This is a genomic window from Flavobacterium sp. (genome assembly GCF_965277525.1).
GTDB lineage: Bacteria > Bacteroidota > Bacteroidia > Flavobacteriales > Flavobacteriaceae > Flavobacterium.
In genome coordinates this window covers 1-20,583 of sequence record NZ_CBDIDC010000009.1, presented here as the reverse complement: position 1 = coordinate 20,583, position 20,583 = coordinate 1, and the positions used below count along the sequence as shown (strand labels likewise).

Below are 20,583 nucleotides of genomic sequence, written 5' to 3'. Positions count from 1 at the left end.
AGTGTCTCAGCACCTTAGGCGACTTAATCAAAAATCAATTTTCTTCAACTCTTTATAATTTGTATATAAACGTCTTAGTAAAGTTCCGTAAAGTAGTCTGTAAAAACACCAGAACATTCCGAAGAAACCTAATATGATCAGCATTAAAATTCCGGCAGATGCAAGCATTGCTTTGCCGTTAGCGGCTAATTTATCTCGTAAAAAGGCCATGTCAGGATTGTAGACAAAACCAACAAAAAAGCTTAAGATCGTCGAAACGATAATCATTCCTAAATTGTACCATACATAGTATTGAACCGTTTTTCGGGTTCTTAAAATAGCACTCATCAATGATTTTGTTGCAACAGTTGTTGAAATGGTTTGGTAATTTTTATAAAAAATGATTACAAAAATAAGACCCACGATGTAATTGAAATAGGTTAAAAGGTCTAGTGCCAGTACAATTTCAGGATGGTTCATTTTTCGCAATAAATCATCGGTATTGATAAATAAATTGGAGACAGTCCAAAACGAAATTTCCAAAATACTAATGATCAAAATCCACTTCACTATAGAAGATGATTTTTTGTGAATCATTTTATAAATCTCTTTTTCAGAAATTTGTTGAAAAGAATCAGCGTTCTTTTTCCAGTCTTTTTTTAATAAATCCAGTTCTTTCATAATAATTTTTAAGGATTTAGTATTTTTTTAAGTTTCCCTTTAATTCTATTCATTTTCACACGTGCATTCACTTCGCTTATCCCTAAGGTCTCGGCTATTTCCTGATAATCTTTGTCTTCTAAATACATAAAAACTAATGCTTTTTCGATGTCATTGAGCTGATAAACGGCCTTATACATCAATTTAATCTGTTCTTCTTCTTCATAATTGTAATCAACATCTTTTATAAAATGCTGATGACTTTCGTACTCTACCGTTGATACGGTACGTTTGGTTTTCCGGTATAAGGTAATGGCGGTATTCAAGGCGACGCGATATGTCCAGGTAGAAAATTTACTATCGCCTCTAAATTTCGGATAAGCTTTCCATAACTGAATGGTGATTTCCTGAAACAAGTCTTTGTGAGCGTCTTCGCCAGCAGTATATAATCTACAAATCTTGTGGATTATATTCTGATTTGCCTGCAATTGCGCAACAAATGACTGTTCTAGATTTTCGCTCATGTTGTATTAGTAGTACTGAAATCAATTTTGTTACAACGAATTATTTTTTTAGCCACGAATTACACAAAAATTATTGCTTGTCCTTTAGTTATTAAATTCATTTAACTAAGATTGGTTTCTTTTATAAAAATTCGTACCAATTCGTGTAATTCGTGGTGTAGTATCATAATTTTTTTGTTTTATAATAATTCACCATTAAATCTACAAATTTGCTATAGCCTTCCATCCCGTCTTTTTGATTGTTTGTTTTTAAAAAATTATCATAAAAAACATGGAATCCTTTATCAATAAAAGTATCGTATTGCTTCCAGAAATCCTGGCTTTCCTGATAGTTTTTTAAAATTCCAATGTGAACTGTTTTTTTTAATTGTTTGAATATCTTTTCGTTTTTAACCTGCCAGATTCCCAGGCAATAACGCAAGGCAAAGCTGTATCCGGAATACTGATAATATAAATTTTGATTTTTTACAGAAGCTAAAACCCCGATAAAATTACATTCACTTTCGCTGGCATAGCCCATTTGATGTGCCATTTCATGACAAGTCGTAACAGGAAAATTGTACATTGGTAATAAATTATTTACCTGGGCTTCGTTCGTAAAGGGATTCAGATAACCGCCAAAACCCATGTAGGTCAGGGGCAGGCTAAAAAGTGATTTTTTGACGCTTGGTATTTCGTATTTAAAATAAGAATATTCGGTTGCCAGATTTTCATAACCGCTTAAATTCATCTGAAAGGCCTGCTTTTGGGAATATGGAAAAACTATTTTATTGCTGTCTTTTTTAGTAATTTGAAGCTGAATTTCGTTTGTTTTTGCAATTAGTTTTTTGGTAAAAGTTAATAACTCAGCATCAGTATATTCTCTTTCAATCTTCATTTTTTCAAAAAGAGGTTCTCGATAATAGTTTAATGCCCAAAGTAAGTGAAAGAAAAAGTAAAATACAGAAAGGACGCTAAGAGCCTGCAGAAGATTTTCTTTCCATTGTATTTTCCATGTTTTTCTCGTTTTCCAAATCCACCGAATCAAAAACAAAATCAAGATAGAATAAAGACAATCTCCAACTGAAAATGGAATTTTACCCAAAAGGATTCTTGAAAAGTGAGATGTTTTCAAATACAATCCGTTACTATAAAAACGTTCTGTAAATTCCGGAAAGAAGCGCAGAATTTTTAAAGCTATAATTTGTAAAAGCAGCAGTAAAGGTAAAATGTATTTTGATTTCAAAATTTTAATTTTGGATACGTAAATATAAATACAATTTAAAAAAAATAATCAGGAATTCTACGAATTTTCACTAATTAATATTTTTTTTCTAAGGTAGTAAAATAGTTATTAGTAGTGTGATTCAGTTTTATCTACATTTTAATTTGTGCTAATTTGTGAATCCAGATAGCTATCGGGAGTGGCAGAAAAAATTAAATGTTTTTGCCCGTGAATAGCATTTAAACTTTGTAACTTTGGGGCTCTTAATTGTTAAACTTCAAACAAAATATAATGAGTCAAGAAATAAGAAATCTGGAGCCTAAAGCGCTATGGAATAAGTTTGCCGATTTAAACGCAGTTCCTCGTCCGTCAAAGAAAGAAGAACGTGTAATCGAGTTTATGAAAAACTTTGGAAACAGCTTAGGTTTAGAAACTTTTGAAGACGAAATCCGAAATGTAATTATCAGAAAACCTGCAACTCCGGGAATGGAAAACCGTAAAGCAATTGTTATGCAGGGGCATCTTGATATGGTGCATCAAAAAAATGCGGATACTGTTTTTGATTTTGATACTCAGGGAATCGACATGTATGTAGATGGTGACTGGGTTCGCGCCCGTGGTACGACACTAGGTGCTGATAATGGTTTGGGAGTAGCGACAATTATGGCTATTTTAGAAAGCAAAGACATTCCGCATCCTGCAATCGAAGCTTTGTTTACCATTGATGAAGAAACTGGAATGACAGGAGCTTTAAATCTAAAAGGAGGGATTCTTCAAGGTCAGATTCTTTTGAATTTAGATACTGAAGAAGATGATGAAATTGATATAGGTTGCGCTGGAGGAATTGATGTAACCGCTACAAGAACCTACCATGAAGAAGAAGTTCCGGAAGGTTCTGTTGGGCATCTCATTACCGTAAAAGGTCTAAATGGTGGTCATTCAGGAATGGATATTCATAAAGGTTTAGGAAACGCTAATAAAATCATGAACCGTTTGTTGTTTGATGCTTTTGAAAACTTTGGTTTGCAGGTAGCTGAAATTAACGGTGGAAGTTTGAGAAACGCCATTCCAAGAGAAAGTGTTGCGAAAGTCATTATTTCTGAAATGTTTGATGAAGCGTATATTTTTGATATGCAGGAAATCATCAACGATATTAAAGCAGAATATAAAACAACTGAGCCCAATCTGTCTATTGAAATTGTAAAATGCGATACACCTGCAAAAGTGATGGATCTGGGAGTTCAGGAAGGAATTATTCGTGCTATTTATGCAGCTCACAATGGTGTTTACAGAATGAGTGCTGATATGGCTGATTTAGTTGAAACTTCTAATAATATTGCCAGAGTTATAGTAAAAGATGGTGAAATATCTATTGGATGTTTAACACGTTCATCTGTTGAAACTTCAAAATTCGATTTGGCTAATGCATTGCGTTCAGCTTTTGAATTGGTAGGTTGTGAAGTAGAACTTTCAGGTTCTTATCCGGGATGGACTCCAAATGTGAATTCTGAGATATTAGATACTTTGGTTGGAATCTACGAAAAACAAAATAATGAAAAGCCAAAAGTTGTGGCTTGTCACGCTGGTTTAGAATGTGGAATTTTAGGAACTAATTATCCGGATATGGATATGATTTCTTTTGGCCCAACCATTCATGGTGCGCATTCTCCGGATGAGAGAGCGAGTATTTCTTCTGCTCAGAAATATTGGAAATTTGTATTAGAAATTCTTTCGAATATTCCGGTTAAATAATAAGTTGACAGTCGCAGTTTTTGGTAAGCAATTTTAATTAATTACTGAAAACTGCGACTGAATACTAAAAATTAGTCTCTTTTAGGAGCATTTTTCTTTTCTCTCTTTTCTTCTTTTTTCTCTTTAGCCGTTTTTAGCGGTTCTTTTTTTGCTGTTTTTTTAGCATCTTGACTCTTTGCCATAATATTCCGATTTATATAGTTAACTTATTTTAAAGTAAATATAGGTTCTATTTTTGGGTTTGTATTAATTATTTTGTTGATATACCTCAATAGAATCTTTTTCAAGTCTTGTTTTTAGCCACATTTTCATTTTTTGTTTTGTTGCTACATCTACTTTTTTATTGCTTTGAAAAAGTATTACAGGAATAATTTTTGATTTATTCGCCTCATTTTCAATGCTGTAATTTCCAATTTTTAAAGAAGTGAGACTTGGGAAAAGTATTTTGGCTTCATTGCTAATCTGATTTGTATCGAATTGATATTGCGCCAGTTGATTCCGTAAATTATTAATTAAAATATCTTTTTGATCTATCACACTTTGATTGTTGTTGATTTGATTCATGATATCCTTTCGCAGGTTGATGGTGTCTTGCCTGATGATCAATTTTGTATTAGGAAGATCATAATTGATCAGTTTTTTATTCAGATTGATAATTTCAGTATCACTGAACTTTTTGGCTAAAAAGGCAAGTTCGATTCTTTTGGGATCTGTATTGTACCTTATTTTTTTATAAATAATGGGATAATCATTATCAAGGAATTCTTTTTGAATGAAAACTTCTGTTCTGGAATTATAACTTTTTTGAATGTATAACTGATAAGCAAAATAGATGCTTGGTACAATTAAAAGTAAAATGAGAATGGTAACACCGTATTTAACGCGCTTTTGATGCTTTAAATCTAATTGCTGTGTAATGGGATAGTTTAGGTATTTGACAATTACAAAAGTAGCAATGCAAATAAATACGCAATTAATAGTGTACAGATACATGGCACCAAAAAAGTACAGATAATTGCCAAGTGCTAAACCATAACCAGCTGTACAGAGCGGTGGCATTAAGGCAGTTGCAATAGCTACACCGGGAATAGGATTGCCTTTTTCTACCCTTGTTACCGCAATTACACCAACCAAACCTCCAAAAAAGGCAATTAAAATGTCATAAATGTTTGGAGAAGTTCTGGCTAATAATTCTGATTGTGCTTCTTTAAAAGGGCTAATATAGAAGTAGATAGCTGAAGTAGCCAAACTAACCACAGTTGCAATGACTAAATTTTTTAATGATTTCTTTAAAAGCTCAAAATCATACATCCCTAAACCAAAACCGGTGCCAACAATTGGTCCCATCAAAGGAGAAATTAGCATTGCACCGATAATTACAGCTGTTGAATTTACATTTAAACCCACTGAGGCTATAATAATTGCACATGCTAAAATCCAAATATTTGAACCTCTGAAGGAAACGGCACTTGTTATGTTTTCGATTACCGATTTTTTATTTTCTTCGCCTTTATGAAGATCAATAAAATTCAAGACTTTTTTAGTTATATCTGTCATGTGTAAGGGATAGAATTATAGTTCTACTAAAATCTACAGGAAAATTGATGTCTAATTTAATCAAAAAAAAGGACTAAAATCTATATTTATTAGGTAAAAGGATTATAAATGCAGGCAGAAGAGTGTTATTATGTTTTTAATGAATAAAAAAAAATCCCCAATTTTTAAGATTGAGGATTTAAGTATTGATTTTAAGTGTAATGTTTTTAATTACGTTTTAGTACTTTGTATTGTTCATAACAGCCATTAATTGCATCCATAATCTGCAAATCATTTGCTGATTGTATAAAGGATTCAGAGTAGTTGCAACGTTGTAAGATTTCAGGAATCTCGTCTTTGCTAATACCCAAAAGTACTGAGACGGTTTCGCGATCGTATTTGGATTCAAGAAGATTCCGAACCGTATCATCTTTCCTCATTTCTTTTAATTTCTTAAGTTCTTTGGCATTTTTCCCAAAGAAGCCATAGAGTACATCTGCAGGGTTGAAAATAGATCCAAGCACTTTTCCAAAAGCATTTGGAGAGTATTCACCTGCTTCATAACCTTGTGTAAGGCCTGAAATGCTATAACGGTAGTTTTCTTTAGTTGGAATTAATTTTGAATCAACTTCAAGATATCCGGTTAAACTGAAAGGAGCAATAATAACTTCTTCAAGGGCAATTGCTTTTTCGGTCAGCTGAATTCTGGTCACTTTGTTTTTTATCCAGTCATTCGTTACTCTGATTCTCAAAGATTGAAATCCTAAAATTGAAAAGTGAATAGTATCATTTAGCTGTACATCTATCTCAAAATATCCTTTAGCATCAGACTTTGCACCACGAACTTTGTTGGTATTGATGATGTTTACATTGGCAAGCGGTTGTTTCGTATTATCATTGATAATATAACCTGATACCCTTTGTGGTACTGTAGATTCAACATCTTGTGCAAAACTAATAGTAGTAGATAGTAGTGTAAAAAAGAAAACTGCGAAATATTTCATATCCTGATTTAAAGCACTAAAAGTACTAAATAGGGATTAAATATTTCGCAGTCTTCGAATATAATTATCAGAAAATTAACAAAGAGAATTAATCTCTTCTTGGTCTTCTTGGTCTTGGTGAATCACCAAAGCTTTCAGAACGTCTTGGAGCTCTGTCTGAGCCACCTTCTGTTCTTGGAGCTGAATTTCTAAAGCCACCTTCTCTTGGAGCAGAGTTTCTGTCGCTTCTGAAACCACCTTCTCTAGGAGCTGAGTTTCTGTCGCTTCTGAATCCACCACCAGAACCTTCACGTCTTGGAGCAAAACTTCCTTCGCGTCTTGGAGCAGAACTACGTCCACCTCCGCCACCGCTGCGTCCGTTATGGTCACGTCTTCCGCCACCATCATTTTTAGAAATTTCAACATTAATACGACGTCCTTCTAATTGTACGTTGTTTAATACTTCCATTACTTTTTCAGTGTGCTCTGGATCAGTGTTAAAGAAAGAGAATCCCTCTTTTACATCTACTTTGAAAACGTCATCACGACCTAAGTCTAATGTTTCTTTCAGGTAATCTTTAAGAGACATCCAATCGAAATTATCTCTTGAACCGATGTTTACAAAATAACGAACTGCTCCGTTATTATTAAATTCTCTTGGCTCAGAATCTCCTCTTTCGCGTCTTTCAGAACCTGAAGACTGGTTAGAAATATCTCTGTTCTTTTTGTAGTAAGCAATAAAACGGTTAAATTCTACTGAAACCATTTTCTTGATCAACTCTTCTTTAGATAAACCTTCAAGAACGTTATTGATTGCTGGCAAATAGTTGTCAATTTCGTGATCAACTTCAGTATCTTTAATTTTGTTTGCTAAGTGCAATAATTGAATCTCACAAATTTCGATTCCGGACGGAATAGATTTCTCTTCAAACTTTTGTTTGATGATTCTTTCGATAGAAGAAATTTTACGCAACTCACTTTTTGTAACAATTACAATAGAAGTTCCTAATTTTCCAGCTCTACCAGTACGTCCTGAACGGTGGTTGTAAGTTTCGATTTCGTCAGGTAATTGGTAGTTCACTACGTGAGTAATGTTATCTACGTCAATACCACGTGCAGCAACGTCAGTAGCAACAAGCATCTGAATTTGTCTTCCACGGAAAGATTTCATTACACCATCACGTTGCGCCTGAGATAAATCTCCGTGCAATGCAGCAGCGCTGTATCCATCTTCAATTAATTTTTCAGCTACAGCTTGTGTATCTCTTTTAGTACGACAGAAAACCACAGAGAAAATATCTGGATTTGCATCGGCTAAACGTTTCAAAGCTTCATAACGATCACGAGCATTTACTAAGTAAAATTCGTGAGAAACTGTTGCAGAACCTGAGTTTTTAGCTCCAACAGTAATTTCTACAGGATCGCTCATGAATTGTTTTGCAATTCTGGCAACCTCTTGTGGCATAGTTGCAGAGAACAACCATGTACTTTTTTGATCTGGAGTATCTGATAATATAGACACGATATCCTCATAAAACCCCATGTTCAACATTTCGTCAGCCTCATCAAGAATACAGTAATCTATATTTTTAATGTTTACAAGGCCTCTGTTGATCATGTCTTGCATTCTCCCCGGAGTAGCTACAATAATTTGTGCTCCTCTTTTAATGTCCCTAGCTTGCTCTGTAATACTAGCCCCGCCGTAAACTGCTACCACATTAATACCTTTTTCGTATTTTGAGTAGTTTTTAAGTTCGTTGGTAATCTGTAAACAAAGTTCTCGTGTTGGCGATAAAACTAATGCTTGTGTGTTTTTGTTGTCAGCATCAATTTTTTGAATTAGCGGAAAACCGAAAGCTGCCGTTTTCCCTGTCCCTGTCTGAGCCAACGCAACCATATCTGTGTCTTTTTCCAATAATAGGGGAATCGCCTTTTCCTGTACCTCTGACGGATTTTCAAATCCTAGATCTAAAATCGCCTTCAGTAACGATTCATTCAATCCTAATTGTTCAAATTTATTCATATATGTATTTAAAATAGGGTGCAAAATTACAGTTAATTATTCAGATAAACTAATGCTATTTTAAGAATTGTATATTTGTTATGATTTGATTATCAAAAAGTTATGTTTATTGTAAAATGATTTTTGAAAGAAATTACAGAATTGATAAAAAAAATACGTCGTGAAATATCAATTTTGCCTAATAAAATGTTGTATTTTAAACAATTATTTTCTGGAGTTCAGGAAATCAATTAGTTGCTGAGTTGCTTTCGCACGATGGCTGATTTTATTTTTAATTTCTGAAGATAATTCGGCAAAAGTTTCATTGTAATTTTCGGGCTGAAAAATGGGATCGTAACCAAAGCCATGATTTCCTGTTTTCTTTAAAACAATATTCCCTTTTGCAATTCCCGTAAATAAATGTTGTTCTCCTTTTATGTTTAATGCAATAACGGTCTTGAACTGTGCGCTTCGGTCTTCTTTGTCTGACAGGGCATTCAGAAGTTTATTCATATTGTCATCTGAATTTCTTTGCTTTCCGGCATATCGTGCTGAATATACGCCAGGTTCTCCATTTAAGGCTGTAACTTCCAGACCGGAATCATCTGCAAAACAATCGTAACCATATTTTTCAGTTACATAGTTGGCTTTCAAAATAGCATTTCCTTGTATAGTATTGGCAGTTTCTTCTATTTCTTCATGGCAGCCAATATCTTCCAGACTTAATAATTGGATAGATCCTTTTAAGATGCTTTGAATTTCTTTGATTTTATTAAGATTGTTTGAAGCGAAAACCAGTTGCATGAGAGTATGTTTTTATATGTTGCAGAATATCTAAACACAAATTTAGAATTCTTATATTTGATATGTGACGAAAAATTAAAATAAATGAAGATTTCTTTATTGTATAAAAAAATAACCCCTTTTGTCAAGCCTTACAGAAAAATGGTTATTGCGACTTTATTGCTTACTTTTCTGGGATCGTTTGCCGCTCAGGTAAATGCATTAATATTAAAATATACCGTAGATTCCATCAGTGACTTGATGGTAGCTCACGAACCATTGTCAAAAGGGTTTCATTTGTTAGAGATTATTAGTATTGTTTTACTTTCTAAAGAATTGGTTTATTCAGTAGTACAGTTTGGCCAGAAGTTTTATGGAGAAAAACTACGCATATTTATAACCCGTGATATTTCGCAGGCAATAGTTGAAAAAATCCTAAGTTACCGAATGGAATTTTATACATCTAACGAAAATGAAAGCGGAAAACTCCAAACCAGAATCGATTTAGGAATAAGCAGTTTAACAAGATTGGTTCAGAATTTTTTTATTGATATTCTGCCTTTGTTTGCAAATGCTTTTGTGGCTTTGACAATTATGTTTTATGCGAATGTCTATGTAGGTTTGGTGAGTTTATGTATTATTCCGGTTTATTTTTATATCAGTCAGTTACAAGCCGTTAAATTGAGTGGTTTTAGGAGACGAATGCGCAATTACCGTGAAACTAAAAATAACGGAATCATTAGTTTGATTGAATCTATAACTGTTATTAAATCATTTGTTCGGGAACCAATGGAAGCGGATCGGCATAAGGACATTCAGTTTGAAATGACCGAGAATCAGCTGGCCACCAGAAAAACCAGTTTTATCTTTGAAAGTGTAAAAGGTTTTGTAGAACAAATAGGAGTGGTGATTATTATCATTCTAACGGCTTATTTTGTTTTGAATAATACGATGACAATTGGTGCAATAATGTTTCATATCATGTTGTTTAATAATGTATCTGCACCAATTAGACAATTGCATCGTATTTATGATGAAGTAAATGATGCCTTGATTTATTCTGAAGGATTCTTTGATATTTTAGAATCAGATAATGAAAAAGAAACCAGCGGGGATTATATTCCTGAAAAAATTGTGGGACTTATAGAAGTGAAAAATGTTGATTTTGTTTATCCAAACGGAACAAAAGCTCTTTTTGGAATTGATTTTACCATTAAACCAAATGAAACTACTGCTCTGGTAGGATTAAGTGGAGCGGGGAAAAGTACAATTATCAATTTGCTGGATAAGTTTTATTTGCCTTCATCCGGTAAAATATACCTGGACGGAGTTGATTTAAATGATTATGATACTGATTTTCTGCGCAAGAATATTGGATTGGTACTGCAGAAGAATCATATTTTTAAAGGTACAATTGCTGAAAATATTTTATACGGAAAACCGGACGCATCACAATCTGAAATTGTAGATGCTGCTAAACAAGCTTATATACACGAGCAGGTGATGCAATTACCAAAAGGATATGATTCTGACGCACATTTACTTTCGGGAGGACAGCAACAAAGGATAGCTATAGCAAGATTGTTTTTAAAAAATCCACCAATTATATTTCTTGATGAACCAACAGCGAGTTTGGATGCGATAGCGACAGAACAAATAAAAAAATCACTGGATGCGATCAAAAAAGACAGAACTGTAATTATTATTTCCCACAGTATTTCTCAAATTATTGATGCGGCAAACATAATAGTTTTAGAACAAGGCAGATGTGTCGAAAAAGGAACTCATGATGAGTTGTATGATAATAAATCTACCTATTATCAAATCTTTACAGCCATGGCAAACAGTTTAAATCTTGATAAAATTACGCAAACGCTGGATTAGTTAATTGTGGTGTTCGACGCGGTCTTTGTTAAAGTTTAAAAAACAACAATAGTAAAGAAGATTAATTTTATACATTAAAAAAGATTTTAATATTTTACACAACGTCACCACGGCTATTGTCATCCCGAGGAAAACGCAAAGTATTTTTTTTCTAAATTGTAGAGCAGCGTGCGGAGATCTCTCGTTCCTTAGGATGACAAAAAAAGCAGACTAACTTTGAAATGATGTTTTTTTAATTTCTTGTACTTTCTGTTTAAAAACTTTGACAAAAATGACTACTTATAATAATTTACGTTTTAAGGCAATTCTTTCAATTATAAAGGCAACGAAGACTCCACAAGTATAAGCCAGAATATCGCTCCATAAAAAACCTTGTCCTAAAAGATATCTTCCAAATAAAGTAGGTCTAAGTTCGTTAATCCAGGTTGCTTGGCAGAGTTGAGAAAATTCAATTCCGTAGCAAATTAATAACGAGGTAATCATAATTTGGATGCCTTTTTTATCGATCAATACTATCCGAATAAAAACGTACATCATCACGGCATAAAGAAAGTCTCCGGTGCATAGTGGTATTGCCTCAAATTTTCTGGAGAAGATTCCCAGAAAAATAATCAAAAGGAGTAAAATAAAATAATAAGATCTGTATTTTTTCAAGTTTTGATTTTTGATGGCATCATTAGTACTTTTTTGGGTAAACAAAAATACAAAGATTCGGCTACGTCTGCCTTATTTTATAAATTTATCAATTCCGTAAAATAATAAAACAATCTCTCTGTCTAAAATTAAAATAACCACATGAATACAAGATTTACTACTCTGATTTTTACCTTATTTATATTAGGAAATACCGGCTATTCTCAAAAAAGCAATTCGTTTAATGTTAAAAAGCAATTAGAATATTGTGCAGAACAAGCTTCGAAAACTTTAAAAATAATTCCGGATGACGGAACATCGCCAAGAACTGTCTCCAATGGTAGTAAGGACTGGAAGTTTGTAGATTATAAAGACTGGACAAGCGGTTTCTGGCCCGGAGAGTTGTGGTATTTATATGAGGCAACCGGAGATAAGAAATGGAAAAAAGAAGCGGATAAATTCAGTCGGTTTTTAATTCCTTTATCTGTGAGTAAAGCGAATGATCATGATTTAGGCTTCCAGATTTTTAATAGTTTCGGAAACGGATATCGTTTAACAAAAAATGAAGCATATAAAGCTATTATTCTGAAGTCGGCAGATACTTTGGCAACGCTTTTTAATTCAAAAGTGGGAACTATTTTGTCGTGGCCTCATCATAAATATGGCGGTCACAATACGATTATCGATAATATGATGAATCTGGAGCTGCTTTTTTGGGCTTCTAAAAATGGAGGAAATAAAAAGCTCTATGACATTGCCGTAAAACATGCCGAAACTACAATGAACAATCATTTCAGGTCTGATTACAGTTCGTACCATGTTGTCATTTACGATTATGAAACGGGAAAAAAAATAAAAGGAATGACTGCTCAGGGGTATAGTGATGAGAGTATGTGGGCGAGAGGTCAGGCTTGGGCTATTTACGGCTTTACAATGGTGTACAGAGAAACAAAAGATCCTAAATTCCTGGATTTTGCTCATAAATTGGCAAGAGTTTATTTAGACAGATTAACGACTGAAGATTTGATTCCGTATTGGGATTTTAATGCCCCTGGAATCCCAAATGAACCAAGAGATGCGTCGGCTGCAGCCATTGTATCTTCGGCGCTTATTGAGTTAAGTTCATATACCAAAGAGGCAACGGTAAGAAAGGAATATTTGGTAAAGTCTAAAAAGATGATTGTTTCGCTTTCGGATCATTATCAAAGCCATGATGTAAATTCGGCTTTTTTATTGCATTCAACAGGACATAAACCCGCCGGAAGCGAAATAGATTGTTCGATAAATTATGCAGATTATTATTATCTTGAAGCGCTTTTAAGACTTCAGAAACTAAATAAATAAAAATGATGATAAAAAAGATGATCCGGATTTCGTGTATTGCTGTTATGGCAATATTGATGATAAGTTGTAAAAACACCAAGCAGAAACTTCAGGAATACGTGAAGACTTATAATAGTACAGCGGCAAGTTTTAAGGCTGATGATGTTACGCTTACTACTGCCAGAGGTTATATAAATGATAACAAAATTGAATTGCGATTTGAAACCAATTTAGAGAAAAATGCGTCGAACGAATCAGCAGCGAATAAAGAATTCCCTAAGTTGCTTAAAGAAATGATTACTAAAAACCAGATTCCCAAAGAACTTGTTGAAGAAGGGATTCAGTTTGATGCCTATTTTTTAGCCAATGATAATACTGTTCTTGTAAAAGAGATCATAAACAAAGAATCGATTACTGAATTATTGCAGTAGTCTTCTAAATCATGACAGGAAAAAAGCCACTTTAATCGTTTTAAAGTGGCTTTTTACGTTATTTTAATGAACTGATTTTTTTTTAAAAATCTTTCTTCTTTTACTGGTTTTTATGGTTTAGTGTCGGGTAATTAATTTGTATTCAAATAAATACAGTTTTTATTTTATAGGTCTAAATTGTTTTTGTTTAGAAAGTTTATTATGTTTGAGTTAAAAAATAACCTAAAACCTAAAAAATTATGAAAAAAATTACCCAAATCGCATTTGCTTTTATTGTTGTTTTGTTTTTGGTAAGTTGCAAAAATACCAAGCAAAAAATTCAGGAACATGTGAGTACTTATAATAATTCGTCATCAATCAAAGGTAGTGGTATTACCAGTACAAGCGCTAAAGCATTTTTGAATGATAATAAAATTGAAATCAGGATTGAGACCAATTTAGAAGAAAACGATACAAACAAATTGACTTATAAAGAGTCGTTTCCGGATTTATTAAAAGAAATGATTAAAAACGATCAAATTTCTAAAGAGCTCATTGAAGAGGGAGTAAAGTTTGATGTTTATTTTCTAGCCTATAATAATGCCATTCTTGCACAACAAATAGTGGATAAAGAAGAGTTGGCAGTTTTAGAAAATGCAGGTAATTCTAAAGATGAAAAAGTAACTGCTAAACTATAATCTAATAGAATAAAAGAATTTAAAAAAGCCTCTTTGTAATTTTCAAAGAGGCTTTAATTTTTTATCGTTTGGTGACATTGGTTAAAATATCCGGGAAATAAGAATCGGAAAGATGACCAAATTCATCTCCGCGCATAAAGATATTACTATCAACATCAGCAAAGCTTTTCTTGCCGGCTGCGGCCAAAAGTTCATTGGCAGAGTGCAATGTGTTTTTATGAAAATGATATACACGATCTGATTTATCAGTAACAACAAGGCCTTTCATCAGCATTTTGTTTTGAGTAGCAACTCCTGTAGGACATTCGTTATTATGACAACGCAATGCCTGAATACAACCTAATGAGAACATGAATCCGCGAGCGCTGTTGCACATATCCGCGCCTAATGCTATTGCATGCAAAATAGAATAGCCTGAAATAATCTTTCCGCTACCAATAATGCGAATTTTGTCACGAATGTTCAAACCTATAAGGGTTTTGTTTACAAATATTAATGCAGGCTCAAAAGGCATTCCAACACCATCAGCAAATTCTAATGGAGCAGCACCGGTTCCGCCTTCGGCACCATCAATTGTTATAAAGTCAGGATAAATATCCTCGGCAATCATTTCGTGGCAAATAGCTTCAAATTCAGCTGTATTACCAATACATAATTTAAATCCGATTGGTTTTCCATTTGATAATTCGCGCAATTGTGCGATAAAATGGATAAGACCTTTGCTGTCAGAAAAAGCATGATGCCCGGGAGGAGAAAGAATCATAGTGTGTGGTTCAACACCTCTTATCTTAGCGATTTGTTCCGTGTTTTTAGCAGCCGGAAGTACACCACCATGTCCTGGTTTTGCACCTTGTGAAAGCTTAATCTCAATCATTTTAACATTGGGAAGATTTGCTTTTTCTGAGAATTTTTCCGGGCTAAAATTTCCTTCCGGAGTTCGGCAGCCAAAATAGCCGGTACCAATTTGCCAGGTAATGTCGCCGCCACCTGCAAGATGAAACTCGGTTAAACCACCTTCTCCTGTATTCTGATAGAAGTTTCCTTTTTTAGCGCCAATGTTTATGGCGCGAACAGCATTTTCGCTTAAGGAGCCAAAACTCATGGCAGAAACATTAAATAAGGAAGCTAAATAAGGTTGTTTGCAATCTTTTCCGCCCACTAATACACGAGGTAATTCATCGTTAACTTTTGCCGGGAAAATAGAATGTTTTATTCCTTCATAGCTGTCATGATTTAGATTTTGTTGTGTTCCAAACGGTGTACTTGAATCAATATTTTTGGCTCTTTGATACACTAAAGAGCGTTGATTTCGTGAAAAAGGCCTTCCATCAGTAGATCTTTCGATAAAATATTGCTGAATTTCAGGTGCAATCATTTCAAATAAATACCTGAAATAGCCTAAAACAGGAAAATTTCTCAAAATGGCATGCTTTTTTTGAAGCGTATTGTAAACACCAATCACTAATAATATCGGAATAACAATAACAAGTAAAAAACCGCGGCCAGAGTAATAATAAATTGCAGCAACAAGTAGAAACAATAAGAATCCGTAAATAAAGAATTTTTTTCTCATGTTTGTAAAAAATTAAAAGATAATAGTTTAATGATTAATTGAATCGAAGGCGGACATACACATGTTTAATGCCTTTTTTATCCGATTCTCTTTCGTCGATTTCAAGAATATCGGTTAGTGATTTCAGCATGGGAGTAAGTTTAGAAAAACCATAGTTTCTGGGATCAAATTCAGGTTTTTTCTTCACAATTAGGTTTCCAACATCTCCCAAAAAGGCCCATCCATCATCGTCTTCGATATCTTCGATAGTAGCTTCGATAAGTTCAATGGTTTGTTTGTCTATTTTATGCAATGCTTTTTCAGCAGGTTTTTCGACAGTTTTTTTCGTATCTGCTGCATTAGTCGCCGCGGTTGCTTTAGGTTTTTTCTTCTGGATTGCGCCATCCAGAACTTCAATATAAATAAATCGGTCGCAGGCAACAATAAAAGAGTTAGGGGTTTTCTTTTCTCCAATACCAATTACTTTCATTCCGGATTCTCTTAAACGAATAGCAAGGCGGGTAAAATCGCTATCGCTTGACACAATGCAAAAACCGTCCAGTTTTCCGGAATAAAGCAAATCCATAGCGTCGATAATTAAGGCAGAATCTGATGAATTTTTTCCTACGGTATAACTGTATTGCTGAATTGGTGTAATGGCATGCTCTAATAAAACAGCTTTCCAACCATTAGAATTCGGTTTGGTCCAATCCGCATAAATACGTTTTGTAGTTGGTGTGCCAAATTTTGTTATTTCTTCCATCATACCTTTTACATTGCTGTAAGGCACATTATCGGCATCAATAAGAACGGCTAGTTTGAGATCTTTTGAGTTGCTTAAAGCCATCATTTAGGTGTTAGAAAAATTAGTACTTCCAAAGGTAAAACTAAAATTGGTTTTTATTTGAATTGGTCTTGAATAAGTGTTTTGTTTTATATTAATTATTTTGGTTATAAATAAGAGTTTTTTGATAAAAACTAATTTAAAGAGTAAGGTGTCCTTGTATACATTATGTTCAATAAGGAATTAATTTTTGTGAGCTTCCTGATTTATTTTTTCCACTGTTTTAGTATTATCTATACCCAAACCTTCCTGTTGATATACTAATTCACCCTGAGTATTAAATACGCTTATAATATTAGAATGAGAAAATTCCATTGGAGATATTTCTTTGTAATTAACGGCTAAAATCGCTGCAAATTCTCTGGTGTTTTCTTCTGTTGATCGCAAGAAAATCCAAGGTTCCTGATTCATTTTATGGCTTATTGCAAATGTTTTTAATTTCTGCGGAGTATCTGTCACGGGATCAATACTAACTAAAATAAGTTTTACATTCTTTTTGGTTTTTTTATCGAGTTTTGCTTCAATGGTTCTCATGTCTGCAACCAATCTGGGACATGCTGCTTTGCACGAAGTGTAGATCATTACCATAACGAGAACATTTCCTTTCATGCTCTGTAGCTCCATATTTTTGCCATCCTGAGTGGTCCATTTTGAGGGAAGATTATAGATTGATAAATCAGTAATTTTTTCTTTAGCTGTTGTAACTGTATTGTTTTTAGGGTCTTTGCAGCTTAGCAGACCAAAGGCAATTAAAAATACTGCGATGATTATTTTTTTCATTTTAAAATGATTTAGAAATTATTGTTGTCTTGCACCTGCACATCTAAACCCAAGATTTCGTGTTGAGTATTGGGCTTTAAGACTGGCTCTAAAAGCGTAACGCATAAAAGCGGCATAATCCATCAAATCTGTGGCATTAACAGATCCGGCACCACAAAACAGGTTTTTATCTTCACTTTTATCTTTTCGGGACTCTCCGGATAAAAAAGAGCTGTTAAAGTCAAAAGTCCATTCCCATACTAAACCATGCATATCATAAACTCCCCAATAATTTTTGAAAGTTTTTCCAATTTCATTCTCATATGTTTTTGATTTTTCATACCAGGATAAAATATATTTATTAAATTCGGTTTTGGTTCTGGCGTCAATTTTTCTCTCGTTAGCCATTGCTGCATATTCCCATTCGTCTATTGTTGGTAACCGTTTTCCCTGACATTCGCAGTATTTTTTTGCCGCAAACCAAGACACGTTTGTTACCGGGGCTTTTGGATTTACGTTCCCAAAATCAAAATCATTTTTCCAATAAGCCAAATAACTTTTGTCTGCAAAAATTCCTTTTATCTTAGATTTGCTATAGTTTGAATTCTTTTTAATAAATTTCAGATATTCGATATTAGTGACGGGATAAACATCTAGAAAAAATGTTTTTACACTAACTGGGTCTTTTGTTGTGGCTCCGTAAAGAGGCACAAATGATCCCTCTTTTATTGGAACCATTTTATTATGCTGTGCGCTCTCGAATGTTAATTGGGCTAGAAAAATCAAAATAAAAATGCTTTTTTGCATAGTAGTATTTTTTATCGTTGTGCTTTCACCATTTCTGGTGTAACAACTGTTTTATTATTTCCCCAACTGTTATATATATAAGTCAAAACATTGGCAATTTCATCATCAGATAAATTTTGGCTTGGCATAACATTGTTGAATTTTTTGCCGTTTACTGTAATTTCACCCGATAAACCATGCAATATGGTTTTAATTGCTCTTTTTGGATCTGCATTTAGATAATCTGATTGCGCAAGAGGAGGAAAGGTATTTTGAATTCCTTGTCCTTCAGATTGATGACAGGCAAAACAAGTAGTTCCAAAAATTTCTTTTCCAATCTTTATTTTTTCTGCTGTAGTTCTATTTGTCGTAACTGCTTTTGCAGCTGTATTATTGGATATATTTTGTATAGTTCCTCCTTCGGGCAAATAAATTCCTTCCTGAATTGTTCCGGAATAGATGTTTTTATTTTCATCACCTTCTACCTTTAGTATTCCCAAAGCACCTTTGTTGAATGCTCTAAAAATAGAGTGATCTACAAGAATGAAATTGCCCGGAGTTTCGACCTTAAAATCTACAATTGCAGCACCACCGGCAGGAATCAAAGTAGTCTGAACATTTTTGTTAATAAAGGCGCCACCTTCTACATGTACATTATCGAATACTTCGCCAATGACATGAAAAGAAGAAACCAGATTTGGTCCGCCATTTCCAACAAATAAACGGACTGTTTCACCCACTTTTGCCGTAAGTTCATTTCCATTAGTCAATGAACCAACTTTTCCATTAAAAACCACATAATCAGGAGTTTCTTTTACAGCTTTATTCATATCAAAAGCCTGAAGTCCTTTTGTGCCATATTCACCCTGAGTATAAAAATCACCTTGCATTACGTAGTATTCCTTATCAACAGGAGGTAGTCCCCCTTCCGGTTCAACCAGGATTAGACCATACATACCATTTGCAATATGCATTCCTACAGGAGCAGTTGCACAATGATAAACATACAAACCAGGATTAATAACCTTAAAACTAAAAACTTTTTCATGTCCGGGTGCTACCAATGATGATGTTGCGCCTCCTCCGGGACCTGTAACGGCATGTAGATCAATATTGTGCGGCAGTTTGTTGTCAGGATGGTTTTTTAAGTGAAATTCGACTTCATCACCAACACGGGTTCTGATAAAGCTTCCCGGCACAGATCCGCCAAATGTCCAATACGTATATTTTACACCATCGGTCATTGTGCCTTCTTGTTCTTTAATTTCCATATTAACTTTCAGTTTCATAGCCGTTCTGTTTCCAACAGGCTTTGGTGTCATTGGGGGAGAAGTAAGTTCAGCTTCCATTTCTCCTTCAGTCATGATGTCAGAATAATTACTGGATTTTTCTTCTTTTTTGCAACTGCCTAAAAGCGCTATCGCGAATAAAAAACATATAATAGTTTTTGCTTTCATCAAAATATTATAATTCTTTTCCATAATAAATTTGGTTTGATTTTACTATTTAAATTAATATCAAAAGTAAAATACAGCATTCTCTTTTATTATGACAAAAGTCATATTTTACTTATTAATTAAAGATGTAATTGTGTTTTTTTGACCTATTTAACAGGATATAATCCTGTTAAATAGGTTGTAATGATTAAGGTAAGATCTTTTGAAAATTGATATAAAGGATATTTTTTAATAAAAATAATTGCCTGACCCAATTTTAGAATAATAATCATTATTTTTGCACGCTGTATAAATTAAAATTATTACTTCAAAATATATTTATGGTAAAAGATTTATTCGAAAGAATTCAGAACAATAAAGGGCCATTAGGAAAATGGGCTTCACAAGCTGAGGGGTATTTTGTATTCCCTAAATTAGAAGGAGAACTTGGCCCAAGAATGAAATTTGGTGGAAAAGATATTTTAAATTGGAGTTTGAATGACTATTTAGGTCTTGCAAATCATCCTGAAGTTCGTCAGGCAGATATTGATGCTGCGACTGAGTTTGGAGCGGCTTATCCAATGGGAGCCCGTATGATGTCAGGACATACTAAATATCATGAGCAATTAGAAAATGAATTAGCTGAATTTGTAATGAAACCAGCTGCTTATCTATTGAATTTTGGATATCAGGGAATGGTTTCGACTATTGATGCTTTGGTTACTAAAAATGATATTATTGTATATGATGTAGATTCTCATGCTTGTATTATTGATGGTGTTCGTTTGCACATGGGTAAACGTTTTACGTACAAACACAATGATCTTGAAAGTAT

The 20,583-nt window shown here is 33.8% G+C and carries 19 protein-coding genes; 6 read left to right on the top strand and 13 right to left on the bottom strand.

Annotated features, from left to right (window positions below):
- Nucleotides 1–27 precede the first annotated feature (27 nt).
- The 3 genes from ACQY44_RS17250 to ACQY44_RS17240 form a co-directional block, all read right to left on the bottom strand.
- On the bottom strand, nucleotides 28–660 hold the full coding sequence (locus ACQY44_RS17250; protein ID WP_428231537.1) for a hypothetical protein: 633 nt from the start codon (nucleotides 658–660) through the stop codon (nucleotides 28–30).
- Between the two features lie 8 nt (nucleotides 661–668).
- Complete coding sequence (locus tag ACQY44_RS17245; RefSeq protein ID WP_089481356.1) at nucleotides 669–1,163, bottom strand: RNA polymerase sigma factor; 495 nt, start codon at nucleotides 1,161–1,163, stop codon at nucleotides 669–671.
- Between the two features lie 163 nt (nucleotides 1,164–1,326).
- Complete coding sequence (locus tag ACQY44_RS17240) at nucleotides 1,327–2,388, bottom strand: DUF3810 domain-containing protein (RefSeq protein WP_428231536.1); 1,062 nt, start codon at nucleotides 2,386–2,388, stop codon at nucleotides 1,327–1,329.
- Nucleotides 2,389–2,658: 270 nt separating this feature from the next.
- Between ACQY44_RS17240 and ACQY44_RS17235 the strand changes: the two genes are divergently transcribed.
- The gene (locus tag ACQY44_RS17235) at nucleotides 2,659–4,119 is read left to right on the top strand and encodes an aminoacyl-histidine dipeptidase (protein ID WP_428231535.1); all 1,461 of its coding nucleotides are present in this window, start codon (nucleotides 2,659–2,661) and stop codon (nucleotides 4,117–4,119) included.
- 246 nt (nucleotides 4,120–4,365) lie between these two features.
- Here the strand turns inward: ACQY44_RS17235 and ACQY44_RS17230 are convergent, their stop codons facing one another.
- The 4 genes from ACQY44_RS17230 to ACQY44_RS17215 all read right to left on the bottom strand — a co-directional run bounded on the left by ACQY44_RS17230 (nucleotide 4,366) and on the right by ACQY44_RS17215 (nucleotide 9,444).
- Nucleotides 4,366–5,676 (bottom strand): DUF389 domain-containing protein, encoded by a 1,311-nt coding sequence (locus tag ACQY44_RS17230; RefSeq protein ID WP_428231534.1) that lies wholly within the window; start codon nucleotides 5,674–5,676, stop codon nucleotides 4,366–4,368.
- Nucleotides 5,677–5,882: 206 nt separating this feature from the next.
- Nucleotides 5,883–6,659, bottom strand: coding sequence for a carboxypeptidase-like regulatory domain-containing protein (locus ACQY44_RS17225; protein WP_428231533.1), 777 nt, complete (start codon nucleotides 6,657–6,659; stop codon nucleotides 5,883–5,885).
- 88 nt (nucleotides 6,660–6,747) lie between these two features.
- Nucleotides 6,748–8,661, bottom strand: a complete 1,914-nt coding sequence (locus tag ACQY44_RS17220; RefSeq protein WP_428231532.1) for a DEAD/DEAH box helicase — start codon at nucleotides 8,659–8,661, stop codon at nucleotides 6,748–6,750.
- A 204-nt stretch (nucleotides 8,662–8,865) separates the two neighbouring features.
- The gene (locus ACQY44_RS17215) at nucleotides 8,866–9,444 is read right to left on the bottom strand and encodes a non-canonical purine NTP diphosphatase (protein ID WP_428231531.1); all 579 of its coding nucleotides are present in this window, start codon (nucleotides 9,442–9,444) and stop codon (nucleotides 8,866–8,868) included.
- Nucleotides 9,445–9,528: 84 nt separating this feature from the next.
- Here ACQY44_RS17215 and ACQY44_RS17210 point away from each other — a divergent pair, with 84 nt between their 5' ends.
- Nucleotides 9,529–11,307, top strand: a complete 1,779-nt coding sequence (locus ACQY44_RS17210; protein WP_428231530.1) for an ABC transporter ATP-binding protein — start codon at nucleotides 9,529–9,531, stop codon at nucleotides 11,305–11,307.
- A gap of 279 nt (nucleotides 11,308–11,586) precedes the next feature.
- On the opposite strand, the gene ACQY44_RS17205 is transcribed toward ACQY44_RS17210, so the two are convergent.
- Nucleotides 11,587–11,961, bottom strand: coding sequence for a DUF2809 domain-containing protein (locus tag ACQY44_RS17205; protein ID WP_428231529.1), 375 nt, complete (start codon nucleotides 11,959–11,961; stop codon nucleotides 11,587–11,589).
- A gap of 141 nt (nucleotides 11,962–12,102) precedes the next feature.
- Here ACQY44_RS17205 and ACQY44_RS17200 point away from each other — a divergent pair, with 141 nt between their 5' ends.
- The 3 genes from ACQY44_RS17200 to ACQY44_RS17190 all read left to right on the top strand — a co-directional run bounded on the left by ACQY44_RS17200 (nucleotide 12,103) and on the right by ACQY44_RS17190 (nucleotide 14,371).
- Nucleotides 12,103–13,284 carry a glycoside hydrolase family 88 protein gene (locus tag ACQY44_RS17200; protein WP_428231528.1) on the top strand — a complete coding sequence of 394 codons (1,182 nt, stop codon included), beginning with the start codon at nucleotides 12,103–12,105 and terminating at the stop codon, nucleotides 13,282–13,284.
- 2 nt (nucleotides 13,285–13,286) lie between these two features.
- On the top strand, nucleotides 13,287–13,694 hold the full coding sequence (locus ACQY44_RS17195) for a hypothetical protein (protein WP_428231527.1): 408 nt from the start codon (nucleotides 13,287–13,289) through the stop codon (nucleotides 13,692–13,694).
- A gap of 239 nt (nucleotides 13,695–13,933) precedes the next feature.
- Entirely contained in the window at nucleotides 13,934–14,371 is a 438-nt protein-coding gene (locus ACQY44_RS17190) for a hypothetical protein (protein WP_428231526.1), read from the top strand.
- A gap of 61 nt (nucleotides 14,372–14,432) precedes the next feature.
- Here ACQY44_RS17190 and ACQY44_RS17185 read toward each other — a convergent pair whose 3' ends face one another.
- The 5 genes from ACQY44_RS17185 to nirK all read right to left on the bottom strand — a co-directional run bounded on the left by ACQY44_RS17185 (nucleotide 14,433) and on the right by nirK (nucleotide 19,793).
- Nucleotides 14,433–15,944 carry an FMN-binding glutamate synthase family protein gene (locus ACQY44_RS17185; RefSeq protein ID WP_428231525.1) on the bottom strand — a complete coding sequence of 504 codons (1,512 nt, stop codon included), beginning with the start codon at nucleotides 15,942–15,944 and terminating at the stop codon, nucleotides 14,433–14,435.
- A gap of 34 nt (nucleotides 15,945–15,978) precedes the next feature.
- Complete coding sequence (locus ACQY44_RS17180; protein WP_428231524.1) at nucleotides 15,979–16,770, bottom strand: NYN domain-containing protein; 792 nt, start codon at nucleotides 16,768–16,770, stop codon at nucleotides 15,979–15,981.
- A gap of 180 nt (nucleotides 16,771–16,950) precedes the next feature.
- Nucleotides 16,951–17,547 (bottom strand): SCO family protein, encoded by a 597-nt coding sequence (locus ACQY44_RS17175; RefSeq protein WP_428231523.1) that lies wholly within the window; start codon nucleotides 17,545–17,547, stop codon nucleotides 16,951–16,953.
- An 18-nt stretch (nucleotides 17,548–17,565) separates the two neighbouring features.
- A complete protein-coding gene (locus ACQY44_RS17170; protein WP_428231522.1) occupies nucleotides 17,566–18,333 on the bottom strand; it encodes a formylglycine-generating enzyme family protein in 768 nt (255 codons plus the stop codon).
- An 11-nt stretch (nucleotides 18,334–18,344) separates the two neighbouring features.
- Nucleotides 18,345–19,793 carry a copper-containing nitrite reductase gene (gene nirK / locus ACQY44_RS17165; RefSeq protein ID WP_428231521.1) on the bottom strand — a complete coding sequence of 483 codons (1,449 nt, stop codon included), beginning with the start codon at nucleotides 19,791–19,793 and terminating at the stop codon, nucleotides 18,345–18,347.
- 296 nt (nucleotides 19,794–20,089) lie between these two features.
- Between nirK and ACQY44_RS17160 the strand changes: the two genes are divergently transcribed.
- Nucleotides 20,090–20,583 (top strand): aminotransferase class I/II-fold pyridoxal phosphate-dependent enzyme (locus tag ACQY44_RS17160; RefSeq protein ID WP_428231520.1); only part of this gene is annotated, 494 nt, incomplete at its 3' end.